At 50.8% G+C, this 17,967-nt stretch carries 16 protein-coding genes and 1 pseudogene; 10 read left to right on the top strand and 7 right to left on the bottom strand.

The features are described 5' to 3' along the window. Positions 1 to 159 precede the first annotated feature (159 nt). From AC286M_RS29890 to AC286M_RS29875, 4 genes are all read right to left on the bottom strand, one after another. The gene (locus AC286M_RS29890; RefSeq protein ID WP_488207856.1) at positions 160 to 378 is read right to left on the bottom strand and encodes a hypothetical protein; all 219 of its coding nucleotides are present in this window, start codon (positions 376 to 378) and stop codon (positions 160 to 162) included. Positions 379 to 474: 96 nt separating this feature from the next. Beyond that, positions 475 to 1,095, bottom strand: coding sequence for a cytochrome c oxidase subunit 3 (locus AC286M_RS29885; RefSeq protein WP_488207855.1), 621 nt, complete (start codon positions 1,093 to 1,095; stop codon positions 475 to 477). Positions 1,096 to 1,306: 211 nt separating this feature from the next. Next, a complete protein-coding gene (ctaD, locus tag AC286M_RS29880; protein WP_488207854.1) occupies positions 1,307 to 2,995 on the bottom strand; it encodes a cytochrome c oxidase subunit I in 1,689 nt (562 codons plus the stop codon). A gap of 235 nt (positions 2,996 to 3,230) precedes the next feature. Next, positions 3,231 to 4,259, bottom strand: coding sequence for a cytochrome c oxidase subunit II (locus AC286M_RS29875; RefSeq protein WP_488207853.1), 1,029 nt, complete (start codon positions 4,257 to 4,259; stop codon positions 3,231 to 3,233). Positions 4,260 to 5,030: 771 nt separating this feature from the next. Here AC286M_RS29875 and AC286M_RS29870 point away from each other — a divergent pair. The 3 genes from AC286M_RS29870 to AC286M_RS29860 all read left to right on the top strand — a co-directional run bounded on the left by AC286M_RS29870 (position 5,031) and on the right by AC286M_RS29860 (position 8,436). Next, positions 5,031 to 6,098, top strand: a complete 1,068-nt coding sequence (locus AC286M_RS29870) for a COX15/CtaA family protein (protein ID WP_488207852.1) — start codon at positions 5,031 to 5,033, stop codon at positions 6,096 to 6,098. A gap of 18 nt (positions 6,099 to 6,116) precedes the next feature. Beyond that, positions 6,117 to 7,118: a heme o synthase gene (locus AC286M_RS29865; RefSeq protein WP_488207851.1), complete on the top strand. Its 1,002-nt coding sequence runs from the start codon at positions 6,117 to 6,119 to the stop codon at positions 7,116 to 7,118. A gap of 508 nt (positions 7,119 to 7,626) precedes the next feature. Beyond that, on the top strand, positions 7,627 to 8,436 hold the full coding sequence (locus AC286M_RS29860) for a pentapeptide repeat-containing protein (protein WP_488207850.1): 810 nt from the start codon (positions 7,627 to 7,629) through the stop codon (positions 8,434 to 8,436). A 45-nt stretch (positions 8,437 to 8,481) separates the two neighbouring features. On the opposite strand, the gene AC286M_RS29855 is transcribed toward AC286M_RS29860, so the two are convergent. Continuing rightward, the gene (locus AC286M_RS29855) at positions 8,482 to 8,670 is read right to left on the bottom strand and encodes a hypothetical protein (RefSeq protein ID WP_488207849.1); all 189 of its coding nucleotides are present in this window, start codon (positions 8,668 to 8,670) and stop codon (positions 8,482 to 8,484) included. Positions 8,671 to 8,762: 92 nt separating this feature from the next. On the opposite strand from AC286M_RS29855, the gene AC286M_RS29850 reads away from it, so the two are divergent. Continuing rightward, a complete protein-coding gene (locus AC286M_RS29850; protein ID WP_488207848.1) occupies positions 8,763 to 11,876 on the top strand; it encodes a UPF0182 family protein in 3,114 nt (1,037 codons plus the stop codon). A gap of 96 nt (positions 11,877 to 11,972) precedes the next feature. Then, positions 11,973 to 12,485, top strand: coding sequence for a DUF1643 domain-containing protein (locus AC286M_RS29845; RefSeq protein ID WP_488207847.1), 513 nt, complete (start codon positions 11,973 to 11,975; stop codon positions 12,483 to 12,485). Here AC286M_RS29845 and rsmI read toward each other — a convergent pair. Continuing rightward, on the bottom strand, positions 12,458 to 13,300 hold the full coding sequence (gene rsmI, locus AC286M_RS29840) for a 16S rRNA (cytidine(1402)-2'-O)-methyltransferase (RefSeq protein WP_488207846.1): 843 nt from the start codon (positions 13,298 to 13,300) through the stop codon (positions 12,458 to 12,460). The genes AC286M_RS29845 and rsmI overlap by 28 nt on opposite strands. On the opposite strand from rsmI, the gene AC286M_RS29835 reads away from it, so the two are divergent. Further along, entirely contained in the window at positions 13,299 to 14,078 is a 780-nt protein-coding gene (locus AC286M_RS29835) for an SAM hydrolase/SAM-dependent halogenase family protein (protein ID WP_488207845.1), read from the top strand. The two genes, rsmI and AC286M_RS29835, sit on opposite strands and share 2 nt — an antisense overlap. 189 nt (positions 14,079 to 14,267) lie before the next feature. Here AC286M_RS29835 and AC286M_RS29830 read toward each other — a convergent pair. Beyond that, positions 14,268 to 15,345 (bottom strand): annotated as a pseudogene (locus tag AC286M_RS29830) (ISAs1 family transposase). 268 nt (positions 15,346 to 15,613) lie between these two features. Here AC286M_RS29830 and AC286M_RS29825 point away from each other — a divergent pair. The 4 genes from AC286M_RS29825 to AC286M_RS29810 all read left to right on the top strand — a co-directional run bounded on the left by AC286M_RS29825 (position 15,614) and on the right by AC286M_RS29810 (position 17,908). Then, on the top strand, positions 15,614 to 15,823 hold the full coding sequence (locus AC286M_RS29825) for a hypothetical protein (protein ID WP_488207844.1): 210 nt from the start codon (positions 15,614 to 15,616) through the stop codon (positions 15,821 to 15,823). Positions 15,824 to 15,852: 29 nt separating this feature from the next. Continuing rightward, positions 15,853 to 16,940, top strand: a protein-coding gene (locus AC286M_RS29820; RefSeq protein ID WP_488202786.1) for an ISKra4 family transposase whose coding sequence is annotated in 2 segments (ribosomal slippage) — positions 15,853 to 16,024 and positions 16,024 to 16,940 — 1,089 coding nt in all. Because the reading frame shifts where the segments join, the coding sequence is not laid out codon by codon here. Beyond that, positions 16,925 to 17,119 (top strand): hypothetical protein, encoded by a 195-nt coding sequence (locus tag AC286M_RS29815; protein ID WP_488207843.1) that lies wholly within the window; start codon positions 16,925 to 16,927, stop codon positions 17,117 to 17,119. The genes AC286M_RS29820 and AC286M_RS29815 overlap by 16 nt, the downstream gene beginning before the upstream one ends. Positions 17,120 to 17,347: 228 nt before the next feature. Beyond that, entirely contained in the window at positions 17,348 to 17,908 is a 561-nt protein-coding gene (locus AC286M_RS29810) for an NUDIX hydrolase (RefSeq protein ID WP_488207842.1), read from the top strand. Positions 17,909 to 17,967 lie beyond the last annotated feature (59 nt).

Raw genomic sequence — 17,967 nt, 5'->3', positions numbered from 1 at the left:
ATCAGGTTCTTCAGGGATCAATCAGGGTGCATCTACCTTCTAAGACTACGGAGATTTAATTAAAGATCCGGGAAAATCGGTAGAGTTTACTCAAGCTTTAAACTGAAGGGGATCAAATTAAATTTGTTGAGATCGCTGACTAGTATCATCACGGTTGATCTACATGTAATTACTTACACCCAACTGCTTATGCCAAGAATGTGAGAACTCGCCCCTGTCTAGAGCAGCCGCGGTGGCAGAGTTGTCTAAGGGGCTTGAAAATAAGTAGCCTTGGGCAAACTCATAACCCAGTTCCTTTAAGCAGATAGCTGGCTGTTCTGTTTCGACCCCTTCTGCGATCGCATTTAGCCCCAGTTGGTTGCTCAGGATAATAGTCATTTCGGCAATGCGGTGATTTCTGTCTAGCCATTGTGCTGTTTCTAGTATTCATTTTTTCTGGCTACTGTATTTGTGAGTCAGCTGCTTAAATCGTCCTCATGTCAGCAAATAGAGCAATACGAACAAAATAATCCAAATTACATCAACGAAGTGCCAGTAAAGCTCAGTTGCTTCAATGCCAAAATGACTGGTTTCAGAGTAGTGAGCCTGCTGCCGCGATCGCCACAGCACCGCCAGCATCAGCAACAGTCCCACAAAAACGTGTAGACCGTGGAAGCCGGTCAACACATAAAACGTGCTGGCAAACAGATTAGTGGTCAAGCCAAACTCTAGGTGGCTGTATTCATAAATCTGACCGACCAGGAAAATAGCGCCCATTGCAGCCGTAATCGCAAACCAGAGCTGCATACCTTTGACATTGTTCTGTTTAATATCGGTATCGGCTCGATGGATGACAAAGCTGCTGGAAATCAGAATGATGGTGTTGATTGTGGGCAGCGCTAGCTCTAGTTCAGGCGTACCTTCTGGTGGCCATTCAGGATTCACCAGCTTGAAGGTAATGTAGGCGATGAACAGGCCAAGAAAAATCATGCTCTCAGCGCAGAGGAACACCAGCACACCGAACATCCGATAGTCTGGATGACCATGATGATCGGCATGGGCAGTTCCTTCAAGATTTATTCCTGTCTGAGCAGAATCAACGGTTGAACCTTGCATAGATCTGGAGTCAGTACGTTAGGTTTGCAGAGTTTTGCTGTTCTTATTTGAGTTGTGTAGGTTGGGTTGAGCACGCGAAACCCAACAACTAGAGGGTTTTACGTCTTGCACGCTTTTGCAAGCTCGACACCCATTCAGCTAATGTTGAGTTTCATGCTTCAACCCAACCTACAACTGGAGTAAGGTGGGCAGTGCCTACCCTACCGGGGAATTAGGAGGCGGAGGACATTCTCAAAACCGGCTGCTTGCCTTCATAGACTTCAGGCGGATCGAGTTGGGGATCGTAGCCTAAGCCGTAGTCGTAGGGGCCAGATTGCAGCACCGGAACTTCCTCAAAGTTCTCAATGGCTGGCGGAGAAGTGGTCTGCCACTCCAGGGTGAGTGCGCGCCACGGATTAGCTGGAGCTTTCGAGCCAAAGCGCCAGCTCCAGATGGCATTGAGCAAAAAGGGGATCGTTGAAACCGCCAAGATATAGGAACCAATGGTCGCCATCATATTCAAGTCGGTGAACTGGGGATCGTAGAGCGCAATCCGGCGGTTCATGCCCATCAGTCCCAATTTATGCATCGGCATAAACGTGAGGTTCATGCCAACAAAGGTGAGCGCAAAGTGAACTTTGCCCCAAAACTCGTTCATCATGTGGCCTGTCATTTTGGGGAACCAGTGGTAAATCGCCATGTAGACCCCGAACACGGAACCACCAAACAGAACGTAGTGGAAGTGGGCCACCACAAAGTAGGTGTCGTGGACGTGGATATCAAACGGCACAGCAGCCAGCATGACGCCTGTGACTCCACCAATTACGAAGGTAGCAATAAAACCCATGGCAAACAGCATGGCGCTGGTGAAGGCAATATTGCCCCGCCACAGCGTTGCTAACCAACCAAAGATCTTGATCCCCGTCGGTACGGCGATGGTCATGGTGGTGATCATGAAGAACATGCGTAACCAGGGAGGAGTGCCGCTGGTGAACATGTGGTGCGCCCAGACGATTAGGCCCAGGAAGGAAATCACCAAGCTGGAATATGCGATCGCACGATAGCCAAAAATTGGCTTACGGGAATGAACGGAAATCACTTCGGAGATTGCACCGAACAGCGGCAGGATAAAGATATAGACCGCTGGGTGGGAATAGAACCAGAACATGTGCTGGTACACCACTGGATTGCCGCCGCCCGCCGGATCAAAAAAGGCGGTATGGGCAACCAAATCGAAGGCCAGCAGAATTAAGGCTCCAGCTAGTACGGGGGTGCCAATCAAAATCAGCAGGGAAGTGGCCAACATTGCCCAGCAGAACAGCGGCATTTTATTAAAGGTCATGCCGGGTGCCCGCATTTTGACGATGGTGACAAAGAAATTAATGGCACCCAGAATCGAAGAGGTTCCACTCACCAGAACGCTCATGATCCAAATCAATTCGCCCACCAAGCCGCTTTTGATACTTAAAGGCGGATAGGATGTCCAGCCTGCTGCGGCAGCGTCATAAAAGAAGCTGCTAATCAGCAAAATACCGGACGGTGGGATCAGCCAAAATGCGATCGCATTTAGCTTCGGGAAGGCCATATCATTGGCCCCGATCATCAGCGGGATCAGGTAGTTGGCCAAGCCCGCCCCGGCTGGCACGATCCACAGAAACAGCATGACCGTGCCGTGGAGCGTCAGCAAATTGTTATAAACATCCGGCGTGACAAAATCTGGCGCAGGGGTAGCTAGCTCTGTCCGCATCATGGTGGCAAAGACACCGCCCACGATGTAGAAGATGAACCCCGTCACCAGATACTGAATGCCAATGACTTTGTGGTCGGTATTGAAGGTGAAATAATCCGTCCACTTGCGCTCGGCATGATGAGCTGAATGCTCAGCCGCCGCAGGCTTTGACGGTAAATCAGTTTGAGTCATAAAAATCTAATCCTTATCTGCAAATCTCAATCTGCAAGGGGGGCGGGTGGTGGAAATGTTGAGAGCTGAATTACGAGGATTGAGAGTTAAGTCATGTAGGTTGGGTTGAGGAACGAAACCCAACAGTCCCTTTAGCTGTTAATCACAGTTGTTGGGTTGAGCTTGCGAAACCCAACCTACGAACCTACAGACCTTTACAGCTTTTACGCCTCACTCTTCACTCCTCTCGCCCCACTTACTCCTCACCACTCATCACATGCGCATGTAGCTCAGCCACTGTATCTGCATCAAGCTGGAGCTGGTGGGCTTTGGCAAGTGGAGCGAGATAGTCGGCATCGCTTCGTTCTATCGAATTATTGGAGGCGATTTCGGTGTTGGTCGATGTGCGATCGCTATCGGGTAAACTGGCAATCTGAGATTGCAGCCACGCGTCATACTCTTCAGCGGAATGCACCACCAGTTGCGCTTTCATGCCGCCATGATAGGCACCGCAAAGCTCAGCACAAACAATAGGATAGCTACCTGTCAGGCGAGGCACAAAAGTCAGTTCTGTTTCCTGTCCTGGAATAATGTCCTGCTTGAGTCGGAGTTCGGGCACCCAGAAGGCATGGATGACATCTTGAGCCGACATTACCAGACGCACTTCACTATCGACAGGCACATGTAGCTCACCCGACGTGATGCCCGTGGCCGGATAGTTGAAGATAAATGCAAACTGGAGCGCCTGCACGTCAACTGTTAGATCGACATCAGCTTTATGCTCAGGCAGAGGGCCAATGCCGGAAGCGGCCAGTTTGGTTCGCGATTTGACTGGCGCAAAGGTGCCGGGTGTAAACCCATCACCATCTGGCATGTAGGCTACCTCTACCGATTTAGGTACTGAGATCAGCTCGGCTTCTTCAGTATTGAGTCCGCCCAGTTCGGAATAAATCTCAAAGCTGTAGACCGAGATGCCGAGTACAATCACGGCGGGAATTGCCGTCCACAAAATTTCTAAGGGGATGTTGCCCTCGATGTGAGGGCCATCGGACTGATCTCCCTTGCGGCGACCAAACCGAATAACGGCCACAATCAAGACTCCTTCGACAAAGATGACTAGTCCAACAGAAATGGTCATCATCGCGTTGAAGAGAGTATCGATCATTTCTGCTTCATCAGATGCCGCCACTGGAAGCAAACCGTGGTTTTGACCGTACCAAAGGCTGACTAGCGTGATGAAGATGCCAGCCAGCATCGTCAAAATGGAACTTGGAATATTCTTCACAATTTACGTCAGAGTTACGTTTGCTAATTTGCGAATCACGTTCGAAATCAAACTTCAAATCAAAGCAACAAGTAAAGCGATCGGTCAGGCAAGTACTCTGAGGGTAACGAGATAGAAGCGAAAAGGGGGGAGTTTTTTGGCTTCCGTTAACATTTGCTCTAATCAGGTAGGCGTGTTCTAGTGTCTGGGGTGGCGAAATGTATTAAAGAACACTAGCCTTTATCATTTTTACCTTTTTTACTCAAACAGCCTGCGGCTAATATCTTCACAGGTGCTGATGGTTATCCCTACTGAGGCTAGCGGGATGATTGCCATTTCGTTGCGTTAGAGTAGCTCTGGATGAAAGCACTGTATAAAGTTCTGTTGCGATCGCATCTCGTTCACAGAGTTGTAACAGTTGTTTAGGCAGTTTAGGCAATTACTAGCCACAATCCAAAGAAAAGCCTAAAACCTGCATTCATTCTTGGTTTGTCTCATTAGATTAGTAGCGAACAGGCTACAACTGTGGAATTTTTAGTCCGTCTTGCGTCCTCATTCAGGATATCGGCTTGCTCAGCAGTCATGGCTCAGTCCACGCAACGTTTTGTAAAGCCGTTTCTTGATCCGTACCGATCCAAACCGACGTTTATAGCCTTTCTTAGGCTACTGAGATACGAGTTATTTTTTGGCAGTCTCGCACAGCGAGACTGCCAAAAAATAACTCCCTTTCACTAGCGCAAGAAGCGCTATATATCTGCATCTTGACGTTTGATAACCGCAAGAGATGATTCGATGACTGATTTCTCTCCTCCTCCGAATTCAACCCGTCATCCGGCGACGCAGAAGTCTGCCAGCGCTCAGGCTTCCACATCTGCCAATTCCAATACCTCAGTGATTGCAACCGATGCTGCAACCGAGAACGCTCCACTAAAGTGGGTGCGCTGGCTGATTTGGAAAATTGCGATCGCAACTCTGATTCTGATGGCCATTGGCAGCGCCACCCGCGTCATGAATGCGGGCTTAGCCTGTCCCGACTGGCCGCTGTGCTACGGCACCCTATTCCCCGGTCAGCAGATGAACCTGCAAGTTTTTCTGGAATGGTTCCATCGGCTGGATGCCTCACTAATTGGCCTAGCGACCATCGTGCTGCTGGGGATCACCCTCTGGTATCGGCGCGTGTTGCCCCACTGGCTGCCTTGGGCGGCGGGTCTGTCGCTGGCACTGATCCTGGTGCAGGGACTGCTAGGTGGTCTGACCGTGACGGAACTGCTGCGATTCGACATCGTGACAGCGCACCTCGGTACTGCCTTACTCTTCTTCTCAACGCTCCTGGTAATTGGCTGTGCGCTGGTGCCCTACCAAGCGACGGGAACCACCGGACAACTGCCCTGGTGGAGCTTAGCGGCGGCGCTGCTGGTTTATGCCCAAAGTTTACTGGGTGGTTTAGTCGCCTCCCGCTGGTCGGTACACCAGTGTCTAGCTGGGGATCAGCTCTGCACGATTCTGCGCAGTCACATCATGGGAGTTGCGCCGCCGACGCTGGCAACCATTGCGCTGATTATTTTGGCTAGACGAACTCCGGCGCTGTCAGTGGGGCTACGACGGCTGGCACATCTGGCTGGACTTTGCCTGATGGTTCAAATTGGACTAGGTGTTTCCACCCTCTATCTGCACCTACAGATTGAGCTGCTTACTATTGCTCACCAAATGGGCGGTGCCACGCTGCTGGGAACGCTGGTGTGCTTCACCACCTTGGCAATTCGCGATCGCGCCGTTGCTAAATGCCGCATTCCAGTCCCCACAGGCACGGAACCCATGTCGGTTCAGTTAGCCCCCTCGCCGATCTCCAACGCATCGTAATAAAGGATTTTTTTCAGAATGCATGATTCGACCACTTGGACCACAACGGTTGCCCAACATTCGCGGCAATGGCGACAGACGCTCCGCGACTATGTGCAATTGACCAAGCCGCGCATTATTCCCCTGCTGCTGATTGAAACCGCTGCTAGTGTATGGATTGCTTCCTCCGGACAGGTTGATTTTTGGCTGCTGGTGGTCGTCCTAACCGGAGGCGCACTGGCCACCGCATCTGCCCAAACCATTAACTGCATCTACGACAGCGACATTGACTACGACATGGAGCGCACCCGGCATCGTCCGTTACCCTCCGGTCGAGTTCAGCCCTGGGAAGCCGCCATTTTTGCTGCCGTACTTGCGATCGCGTCCTTCAGTTTGCTGACCGTTTTTGCCAATCTGCTCAGCGCTTGTCTGGCCATGGCAGGTTTGGCTGTCTATGTCGGCGTTTACACCTGGTGGCTGAAGCGATCATCGCCACAGAATATTGTAATCGGCGGTGCGGCTGGAGCCATTCCTCCCCTCGTCGGCTGGGCTGCTGTCACGGGTGAACTGAGCTGGGCCGCGTGGCTGCTATTTGCGATTGTGTTTATCTGGACGCCGCCCCACTTCTGGGGTTTGGCCATGGTGATTCAGGATGACTATGCTAAGGTGAACGTGCCGATGCTGCCCGTGGTCGTCGGCGATAAGGCCACTGCCCAGCAGATTATGGCCTACACGCTGGTGCTCGTCCCGACGACACTACTACTGGTGTATCCGCTGGGTGTCTCCGGTGCGTTTTACGCTGCGGCTGCGATCGCGCTCGGCTGGATCTTTATTCGCAAAGCTTGGGCGCTGTTGCAAACACCCTGCGATCGCGATTTGGCGAAGTCGCTGTTTAAGTACTCGATTTTTTACATGATGCTGCTCTGTCTGGCAATGGGCATTGACAGCCTGCCGTTTACCCAAGGTTTGGCCGCAACCATCAGTCAACACGTTGGTCAGCAGTTTGATGTAATCGCTGGTGCAATTCCGATACTGAAATAGTAGCCAGGTCTTGTTGTAGGGACAGGTTGGCCACTAAACAATTGGTTCGATTTGTTTGAGACACAGTATAAAGAATAATCCGTCAAACCTGTCCTTACCTAGCGACGATCATGTGCGATCGCGTTTCGTGAATTGAATAAATCTGACCCATTCTGGAGGAGCGAAACGTTAACATCCTCCAGAATTTTGGTGTTTAAAGAGCTGTGCTTTAGGTGGGTAGCGTTATGACCACAGCCGCCAAGCTTGCAGCCTACAGTTAGTTAGATTGCCCGTGGAATTAAGGGTTTAGCGGTGCTAAGTGCGGTGAGTCATCCAGCCAACGTTATTGCATTTAAAGTTTTGTTGGCATCAGTTTGGCATCAGTTTGGCATCAGTGATTGAGTGTAAAAGCTTTATGCTGGCATCCGGTTGAATAAACTTTCGATGAAAACATGCCTGATCTTGGGGAATTTGTCAAATAAATCTGTCGAAGTAGTTATAAGTCCACCTACCCCCAGGATGTAAAGCCATGGCCAGTTCTCTTCTCTTAACATGGACTGAATTCCTCAGAGGCAAAAAGTCAAACGACTCACGTTGTCATCAATCCGATCCTGGTGCCGATGAAAAAGGCGACGCTAATTCCGCCCCAGATGGCACCCAGGCCATTCTGATGATTTTGCAACAGGGCGTGGTCGTTTGGAATCAGTGGCGAGCGCAAAATACAGTTAACACTGATATTGACCTGCAAGAGATTGATTTCAGCGGGGCTAGACTCAGCGGGATTGACTTTCACGATGTCAACTTGCAGGGAGCTAATTTTAAGGGGACTCGTTGTTTTCGGGCCAATCTTCGAGGGGCAAATCTCTGCGATACAAATTTCAGTGATGCTGATTTGAGTCTCGCGAAGCTCAGCAATGCCAAGCTGGCAGGCGCTAATCTGCATGGCACAAATCTCAGTGGAGTCGATTTGAGTCACGTGTGCATCAGCCGGGCTGATTTGACCAGCGTTGCTCTTGGTTATGCCAATCTCAACAATGCAACGTTAGATAACGTCAATCTTTGCGGTGCTAACCTGCGAGGTGCTGATTTGAGAGGTGCGAGTTTGAACAACATCATCATGAGTAATGCCGACCTACAGGGTGCTGATTTAAGGGGAGCCAAACTCAATAATGTTGACTTGCGAGGCGTTAATCTACGCGATGCCGACCTCAGAGGCACTTATTTTCTCAATGTTGATCTAAGCAAAACTAACTTTGAGGAAAATCAGATCTGGTTCAGCTATTTCTCTCAAGTGAGTTTGTCTGAGAATATGCCAATCGAGGCAGAATGCGATCGCTAATCCTCTAAAACAGCTTGAATAGATAATTTTGAAACAGGATGTGAATTAATCAAGCTGCTGGGATCGATTTGGAATAATTCTTGCAGGTATGCCAACCGCTGTTAATCTAGGTGGCACATCTTCAAGGACAACCGCATTCGCCCCAATGACAGCATAATCACCAATCGTAACGGGACGGATGATTTTGGCTCCGGCTAATACTTTCACTGCGCCGCCGAGTTGAACGCCTTCCACTATTTTCGCGATTTTCCTCTCCTTGAAAATTCAGTCTCAAGAAGGCTTGCTCTTAGAATAGGATTACCGATTTTCATCCGTCCCCCGTTCCTATGCTGACTAAAGCCCTGTCCCATTCGATTCGTCGCCATTTTTGGCAGTGGTTCACGCTGATTATTGGGGGGCTGCTGGGTATCAACATTGTGGTCTATCTGCTGGCCGAGGGGCTGTGGTTTAACGAAGTTGGCTACCTGTTTGTCTTTGAACTGCGGCTGCTGACGCAGATTGTGCTGGGGCTGTTTACCTTTGGCTTGAGTGCCATTTGGCTGGTTGGGAATCTCCACTTTGCTAACCGCTGGTGCTACAAAGATCTGCCCGAGAAATATCTTCAGCCGGAAATGATGGTGCGGGGTTGGCGGCTGCGATCGCTACTGCCGATTGCCATCGGCCTTGCCGTGCTGATAAGCGTCATGCTGGTTTATCAAATACAGGTGTCAGCAGAGTATTGGCGACCGAAGCTGACGCTGTATAGCACCACGAATGAACTACCGATTCAATTTCGACCCCAGGCGATTTGGGAGATCGGACAGGGGCTAACAGCTTCCGCTTGGTGGGTTGGCCTGATCGTGATTGGGTTTGCGATCGCACTGATTCTCCACACTCACTTTGTTAGCTTGATTGCTGCCGTGCTGATGAGCCTGGGCTTTGGCTTAGTGATTTCCGAGCAGTGGATGAAGGTGCTGCCGTTTCTGCGTCCCACGTCCTTTGAGCAGGTTGATCCGCTGTTCTATCGCGACATTGGCTTTTATATCTTTCGGTTGCCTATTTGGCAGCTCTTGGAATTTTGGTGGATTGGTCTGTTTTCGTTCAGCTTGGTTGTCGTTGCCTTTACCTACTTTACCTCTGGCAACAGCCTCAGCCAGGGCTATTTCCCTGGTTTGACTTTGACTCAGCAGCGCCACCTGTGCGCCAACGGTAGCGGATTGCTGGCTGCGATCGCACTGGGTCACTGGCTGGGACGGTATGAGCTGATGTATTCGCCCCGTGGCGTGACGTTTGGCGCAAGTTATACCGATGTAAACGCCCAGTTGCCTGTGAATACGGTGCTGAGTTTTCTGGCACTGGCGATTGCGTTTGCTCTCCTATGGCGAGCGATTTTCTGGGGTTTGCCGATTCAATCGGTGGGGCGGTGGTTTGCCAAAGTGATCCGCGATCGCAAACTATCTCTACCAGCGATGCCGCGCGAGCCGGAATCTGCCAAACCCGTTATGTATGGTTTGAGCTTCTATTTGCTGATTGCGATTGTGGGGGGATTACTGATACCGGCCCTGTTTCAGCGGGTAGTGGTGGAACCGAATGAGCTGGAACTGGAACGTCCGTATATTGAGCGCACGATTGCCCTGACCCGCGATGCGTTTGCGCTCGATAGTATCGAAGACGAAGTTTTTATTCCTGAAACCAGTCTGACCTACGAAGATCTCCAGGAAAATCCGCTCACGATCAACAACATTCGCCTCTGGGACACGCGCCCGCTGCTAGAAACCAACCGCCAGCTCCAAGAGATTCGTCTCTACTATGAATTTCTCGATGCAGACATCGACCGCTACCCGATTTTGACATCTGATGATGATGCCGCCCTGCGTCAGGTACTGATTGCTGCCCGCGAGCTGAACTATGAGCAGGTGCCCGACGAAGCAAAAACCTGGGTGAATGAACACCTGATTTATACCCACGGCTACGGTTTCACCATGAGTCCGGTCAACACGGCTGGCCCCAGTGGGTTACCTGACTATTTCATTCGCGGCATTGACCAAATTCCCAGCAGCGAGCTGATCGCTCAAAGCATTCCGATTGGTGATCCCCGCATTTACTACGGTGAACTGACCAACACCTATGTCATGACTCAGACAGAAGTGCGCGAACTCGACTATCCCAGCGGCAGTGACAACGTCTACAACACCTACAGCGGCAACGGTGGGATTAACATTGGTTCATTCTGGCGGCGTTTTTTGTATGCTGACTATCTGTGGGATTGGCGGATGCTGCTCACTCAGGACTTTATGCCGCAAACTAAGCTGCTGTTTCGTCGCAACATTGAGGAGCGGGTGAAAACGATTGCGCCCTTCCTGCGCTACGACAATGATCCCTATCTGGTAACGGCAAATCCAAATCAAAAAATGGATATGGATGCAGCGGAACGGGCCATTAAAGGCGAGTCAGGAACGGATACCGAAAACTATCTGTACTGGATCATTGATGCCTACACCACTAGCGATCGCTATCCTTACTCAGAACTATATGGCGACGACTTCAACTATATCCGCAACTCCGTCAAAGTCGTGATTGATGCCTACCACGGCACGCCTACGTTCTATGTGGCCGACCCTAGCGATCCGATTATTCAAACCTGGAGCAAAGTGTTTCCGGGTATGTTTCGTTCGCTGGATGAGATGCCCCGCCCGCTGCGCATCCACATCCGCTATCCCCAAGACTTTTACAACGTCCAGTCGGATCAACTGATGACCTATCACATGACCGATCCGCAGGTTTATTACAACCGTGAAGATCAGTGGCGGGCACCCAATGAGATTTATGCCAACGAAGCGCAGCAGGTAGAGCCGTACTACCTGATTTTGAACTTACCCAATGAAGAAGCTGCCGAGTTTATTCTTTTCCGTCCCTATACGCCAGCCGAGCGGAATAATCTGATTGCTTGGCTGGCTGCCCGCAGCGATTTGGACAACTACGGCAAGCTGCTGCTCTATCGGTTCCCGAAACAGGAGCTGGTCTTTGGCCCTGAGCAGATCGAAGCGCGGATCAACCAAGATCCAATCATTTCACAACAAATTTCTCTCTGGAATCGGCAAGGTTCTCGCGCTATTCAGGGGAATTTGCTGGTCATCCCGATGGAGCGATCGCTGTTGTATGTGGAACCGCTGTATCTACAAGCGGAGCAAAACCAACTGCCGACGCTGGCTCGCGTGATTGTGGCCTACGGCAACCGTATTGCAATGGCCGAAACGTTGAATCAAGCCTTAACTGCCATTTTTGACCCCGATACACCGGAAGCTCCAGCGATCCTACGAGAACTGGAGGAAGATATCGCTGAGGATGTCCCCATTAATCTCGATGATGCGGTGACGCCAACGGAAGAGCCAGAATCGGCTCCTTCGATCGAAGACTTACCTGATGAACCAGCAGGTTTACCGTTTGAGCAAACGCAATAAAACGTGAAGGGTCAGGCAAATCGAGAATTCGTTTGATATCTCTTGATATCTCTTTCTTGGCAATGTTTTGAACACCTACCACACAGCGTGCTTGGCATGAAGAGAGCCGCAACATTTGATCCAACTGGGCAGTATCGCTATTCCCTCACTCGGTGGTGGGACGGAGCAGCACCTGCGATCGCGTTTTTGATGCTCAATCCCAGTACTGCCGATCATCAGCAGGATGACCCGACAATTCGCCGCTGTATTGGCTTAGCGCAGGCGTGGGGATATGGTTCGCTGGAGATTGTCAACTTGTTCGCCTATCGGACAACGGTGCCGACGGGGTTGAAAACGGTCAGCGATCCCGTAGGAACGGAAAATGATCAGTATTTGCTGCAAGCGGCACAAATGGCGGAGCAGGTGATTCTTGCTTGGGGAAATTGGGGCACGTTGATGAATCGCGATCGCACTGTCCTTGATCTACTTCAGCAGCAGAGTATTCAAAACCTGTACTGTCTCGCCCTCAATAAATCGGGTCAGCCGCGTCATCCGCTGTACATGCCGAACGGGACGCAGCCGATCGTGTATCAACCTGAGTATCAATCAGGAATTGCTAAAGCCAGTTGATAGATTTGGCGGCGGGATAGGGAGGTACGCTGGGCCAATTGACGACTAGCTTGCGATCGCGATAATCCCTGCTGAATTAAATCCTGAAGTTCCGCTTTCAGGGCTGACTCGGATAACAGCGGTTCCGACTGGGTCGTGCCTTGGATGATGACGGTGTATTCGCCTTGGGGCTGCTGCTGTTCGACGTGATCGAGGGCGGATTGGAGAGAGCCGCGCCAAAATTCTTCGTGCAGTTTGGTCAGCTCCCGCGCCAGGGTGATCGGTCGATCTGCGTCCAGGGTTTCAGCCAGATCCGTCAGCGTTTGCTTGAGTCGATGGGGGGATTCGTAGAGAACAATCGTGCGCGATTCAACTGCGATCGCATCTAGCCGATCTCGCCGCTCCTGACCTTTAGCGGGCAAAAATCCTTCAAATACAAATCGATCCGTGGGCAATCCGCAAGCGCTGAGTCCGGTAATCACAGCGCTCACACCGGGAATCGGCACAACGCTGAGATTGGCTTCCACACAGGCTTTCACCAGGTCGTATCCTGGATCGGAAATACCGGGCATTCCGGCATCAGTGACCAGTGCGATCGCAGCTCCCTGCTGAATCCGATCCACTAATTCCGGTGTGCGGCTGGCGCGGTTGTGGTCGTGGTAGCTAATCTGGGGCGTGGTGACTTGAAAATGCTGCAAGAGCTTGCCCGTGTGCCGCGTATCCTCGGCGGCAATCACATCCACCTGCTGCAACACCTGAATCGCCCGAAAGGTCATATCTTCCAGGTTGCCAATCGGTGTACCAACGATATAAAGCGTGCTCGACTGAACTTCCATGACTAATCCACTGATAACCCTACTGACGGACTTTGGCCTGCAAGACCCCTACGTCGGCGTGATGAAAGGCGTGATCGCTCAGATCAATCCCGCCCTGCGCACCATCGACCTCACCCACGACATTCCGCCCCAGAATATTACCCTAGCGCGATTTGCCCTGATGTCGGCCTATGCGTATTTTCCGGATGGAACCGTGCATGTCATCGTGGTTGATCCGGGCGTGGGCGGGACTCGTCGGGCCGTGGCCGTGCAGTTTGAACGGGGATACTGGGTTGCCCCCGATAATGGTGTGCTGAGCGGGGTGTTGGATCAAGAAACTGCGATCGCAGCTGTAGAACTGACCAATCCCCAATACTGGCGCGATGCTAATCCCAGTTCAACTTTTCATGGCCGCGACATTTTTGCCCCCGTTGCAGCGTACTTAGCCAGTGGAGTTGCGATCGCGGAACTGGGACAAGCAATTGATCCGCAGACGCTGATTCGGCTGGAGGGCATGGATTACTCAACCACTGATGACGGGATAACGGGCTGCATTCAGTCGATTGATCGGTTCGGCAACTTAATCACGACGATTCCCGGTTCAGCGGTGATGGGACGAGAGTGGACGTTGGCGATTCGAGACCATACCATTCAAAGCCACCAAACCTATGGAGAAGTCCAGCCAGGAGAGGTTCTGGCGCTGATTGGCAGCCACGGCTGGGTTGAAATCGCCGTTAACGGCGGCAATGCTCAAGCCCTCCTAAATGCTTCACTAGGCGATGCTGTACAGATACCGTGATCCCTGGCACCTGATACATTGAAATCGATCACTTCAAGAATTGATAGCAGTCAATCATTCGATTGATTTCGATCAATGATTACAGCTATTTTCATCACTTTTAAACTCAACTTAAATCACTCGCTTTAAGTGACCAAATTTACAGATTATTTCTATCTGCATCACCCCTAAAGAGCAGGCAGGGCTGATTTATTGAAAAAAGGAAAATAGACGGGGGATATCGTGGGCTAAATGCCGCAGTCCCTTGGTGATGGAGGCAAATCCGGCTTGGCGAAACAGATTGACCGCAATCGTTCGCACAATCGCAAAATTGGTCGGTGCATGACCATCACACAAAGGGGCGTGATCTTCATGAAGCACGACATCCTTTGGCCAATGCAATCGATTCTCAATGTGCCAATGAGAGCGAATGTGCTGAGCAAAGCCTACGGCATCCAACGGGAGTGAACTGATGTAGAACATGGTCTGAGTGTAAGGCTGGTTGTCACGAGTTCCGACTCGTTCGACTCGAACCATGCGCTCGACTCCAACCCAACCGGGGTCTATCCCTGCGACTGATTCCAAAACACTGACGGTACGACTTGTTTGGCGCTCACGCGTTCGTTCAACTTGGCAATCTGAACTGGTGGGTAACGATTGCTCAAACTGGGTTCGCAGATGCTCAAACAGCTTAGGTTGGTTCGGCTTGACGGCCATCAGGTAGTCATTGCCACTGGCAATAATCTGCTCAACCGTTTTTTTGAGTGTGCAACGCATCAAAACTGAAGCAAACTCCTTTGAATTGCAAGACATCTAACAAGGTCTGCACGGTGACAATCTCACTTTGCTGTTGGTTTCGCATCGATTGGAGTCCAACCACGACCCCTTGTTGCACACTGAAGGCAGAGACGACACTGACGAAGTCTTGATAACTTTGGTCATAGTCTGTGACGGTTGCCTTGATACTCTTGCCATCGGTGGCCAGTTGTTCTCCGGTTTGGGGCGCAAATGCCGTTGTTGCCCAGTCATTGAAGGCTTGACTCAGGTGTTCAAAGTTGGTTCGCACGATCACCTTGCGGATCGTTGAGTAGGCGGGCAGTCGGGTGTGAGGCAGCTCTAAACAGTCCAGCAACACCGTTTGATGCCGTTCGACGAAATCTTCAATCGCTCGGTAACCCAAGCACCCACTCATCGTTGCCATGATGATCAAAAGCAGCACGACCCACAGGGGATATCGCGGTTGAGTTCGAAAGTCTGGAATTTGCTTGAGATGGCTGATGAGGCTCATGGTTTAGTTGTTGTGCAAAAATGGTTACCTATCTCATTATCTTTTTTCTCTCATCAATAAATCAGCCCTGCTAAAGAGCAGGCGATAGGAGATATTAAATGAAGATTATTTGAAACGCTTTTGTGAACTAAGACGAAGCTAATCGTTTTGGGTTCAACAACTAAGCCAAAGTTCCTTTCAATTGCCCTGAAATAATTTTGGCACAGCGCTCAAATTATCGTTACGTAGCAATTACGTAAACCATTTGCCCCCTATGGAGATTATGACAATGAAACGCCTTTTCGTTAGCTTTTCTACAATTGCGATCGCAACTGTAGCTATTGCCCCCGCTGCTTTTGCTGGTGAGCTATCAACTCAAACTCAGCTAAACGAGCGGTTTGAGCGAGAGCGGCTTCAAACATTGAACAGCTTGACTGATCGATTTGAGGTTGAGCGAGAAGGGGAGCAGGTCACTTTCTTGAGAGAAAAATTAGAGTAAGACTGTAGCGATATTTTGAGGGTGCTCTAATGACGCCAGCGGAACACCAAGAACTCTTACAGTGCAGTCAACGCATCGCGGAACTACTGTACCAGGAAGCCTGTGAGCAAAACCAGCCGATGGCAAATTTGGGAGCCATCGAATCAACGGTGCGCGCTCAAGTGCAAGAACACGTCACGCCAGTCATTGGGGAGTTTTTTGCCAAACCGTTACCGGCACCGACGAAGGATATCCCCGCCAACTAGAGAGCATTCTGGGCCGGTTATCCCTCAGTAGTGAACAGGCCAAACAACTCGGTGTCCGTCCCCGACAACAGGTCAGCCCTTATTTAGAGCTGTGCTGTCTGCGCCAAAGCGCAATTGTTTCTTATGCCCAAGCGGCGATTGAAGTAGAGGTGCAAACGGGACGACGGGTGAGTGCGAAAACGCAGCAGCGGTTGGAGGCGCGCCATGACTTCGAGCTGCCCACGAGTGAGGTCCCGGTTGAGCAAATGAGCCTGGATGGCGGCATGATTCGCTTGCGCACGCCGCTGGGGGAAGCGGCTGAGTGGCGCGAATATAAAGCCTTGAATTTGGGTGAGCAGCATCAGGGCATGGCCTGGTTCAAAGACAACGAACACCTGATTGAGTGGGCAAATGACCTCCCCTTAGCCCCGATAGTGGACTGCCTGGGCGATGGTCATGATGGGGTTTGGGGCATCTATGCCCAGATTGGCAACGACCACCAACGTCACGAAATCCTCGATTGGTTTCACCTGATGGAAAATTTGCATCAAGTCCAAGCCACTCCAGAAGCACTCGAAACCGCTCGCAGCTTTCTTTGGCAGGGACAAGTAGACGCTGCTATGAATGTGTTTGAGGTGAGCGAGTCGGAAGCAGCACGTCGCTTCTGTGGCTATCTAGAGCGGCATCGTGACCGCATCCCCAATTATCGTTACTACCAAGAAGAAGGGTGGCCGATTGGCTCGGGGGATGTTGAGTCCTGGGTGAAGCAAATTAACCAACGCACGAAGATCCCTGGCGCTGCCTGGAACGCTGAGCGGGTGCCGCAGGTTTTAGCGCATCGTTGTGCTTACCTCAACGGCAGGCTCTCACCTCAGAGATGTTTTTCTCTGTAGAAGGTGACCTACTCCCGCGAGAAGACACCTTAAATAAGGGTTTGAACGACCGCTTTAAGCAAGAACGACTGCAAACATTAAACAGCTTAACGGATCGCTTTGAGCAAGAGCGGCTCGAAACCTTAAACGGACTCACCGATCGATTTGAGGATGCCCGTGATGAAAATTTGGATAGCTAAACTAAACAGCTAATTCCATTTATTTTTTCATCGTGTCTAGTTCAATTTGTGCTGTAGAGAACCTAAGAGATGAATGAAATGTAGGATAAGCATTGCTTGTCCTACATTTTTCTTGTCATGATACAAGCAGGAATTTCCTGTATTCTCAGCACTCAAAAAGCAAGGCGAGAAGCGAGAGGAGTCAAGAAATTCTATTTCCTTCCGCACTAGCACCCATCCCATCTGCACATGAATCAACCGCAAAAATGGCAAATTCTTCGTTCTCATTGGGCACTCGATCATCCCTGGTGTCGAGTACGGCAGGATGTGGTGGCGCTGCCCAACGGTCGGGTTGTGGATGATTACTTTGTGCATGTTCGTAAAGATGTAGCGCTTGTGCTGCCAATCACCTCTCAGCACGAAGTCGTCATGGTGCGCCAATATCGCCACGGCATTCAAGATATCCTGCTCGAACTGCCAGCTGGCACGTTTGATCCGACACAGGAACAGCCTCAGGTTGCGGCCCAGCGCGAACTACAGGAAGAGACGGGATACGGAGCCGAAGCACTAATTCCCCTATCGGTTTTGTATGATAATCCAGTTAAAGATACCAACCGAATTCATCTCTTTCTGGCTCAAAACGCCAAACCAACCACAGATCAGCAACTTGATGAAACCGAAGATATTGAAATTGTTCTCGTGCCGCTCAGTGAAGTCATGACCCACGTTGTGCAAGGAGGAATCCGGGTTGCGGGAACGGTTTCTGCTCTCTTTTTAGGTTTGGAGTGGTTGCGATCGCACTCTTCCTAACGTTAGTTCGGGATAATTGGCAACAAACATAGCATTTTGATCCCGTTCCTGGAGGGATG

This window comes from Thainema salinarum CENA647, assembly GCF_057732415.1.
Note: the sequence above shows the minus strand (reverse complement) of the source record. Positions and strands in the feature narration are given on the sequence as shown.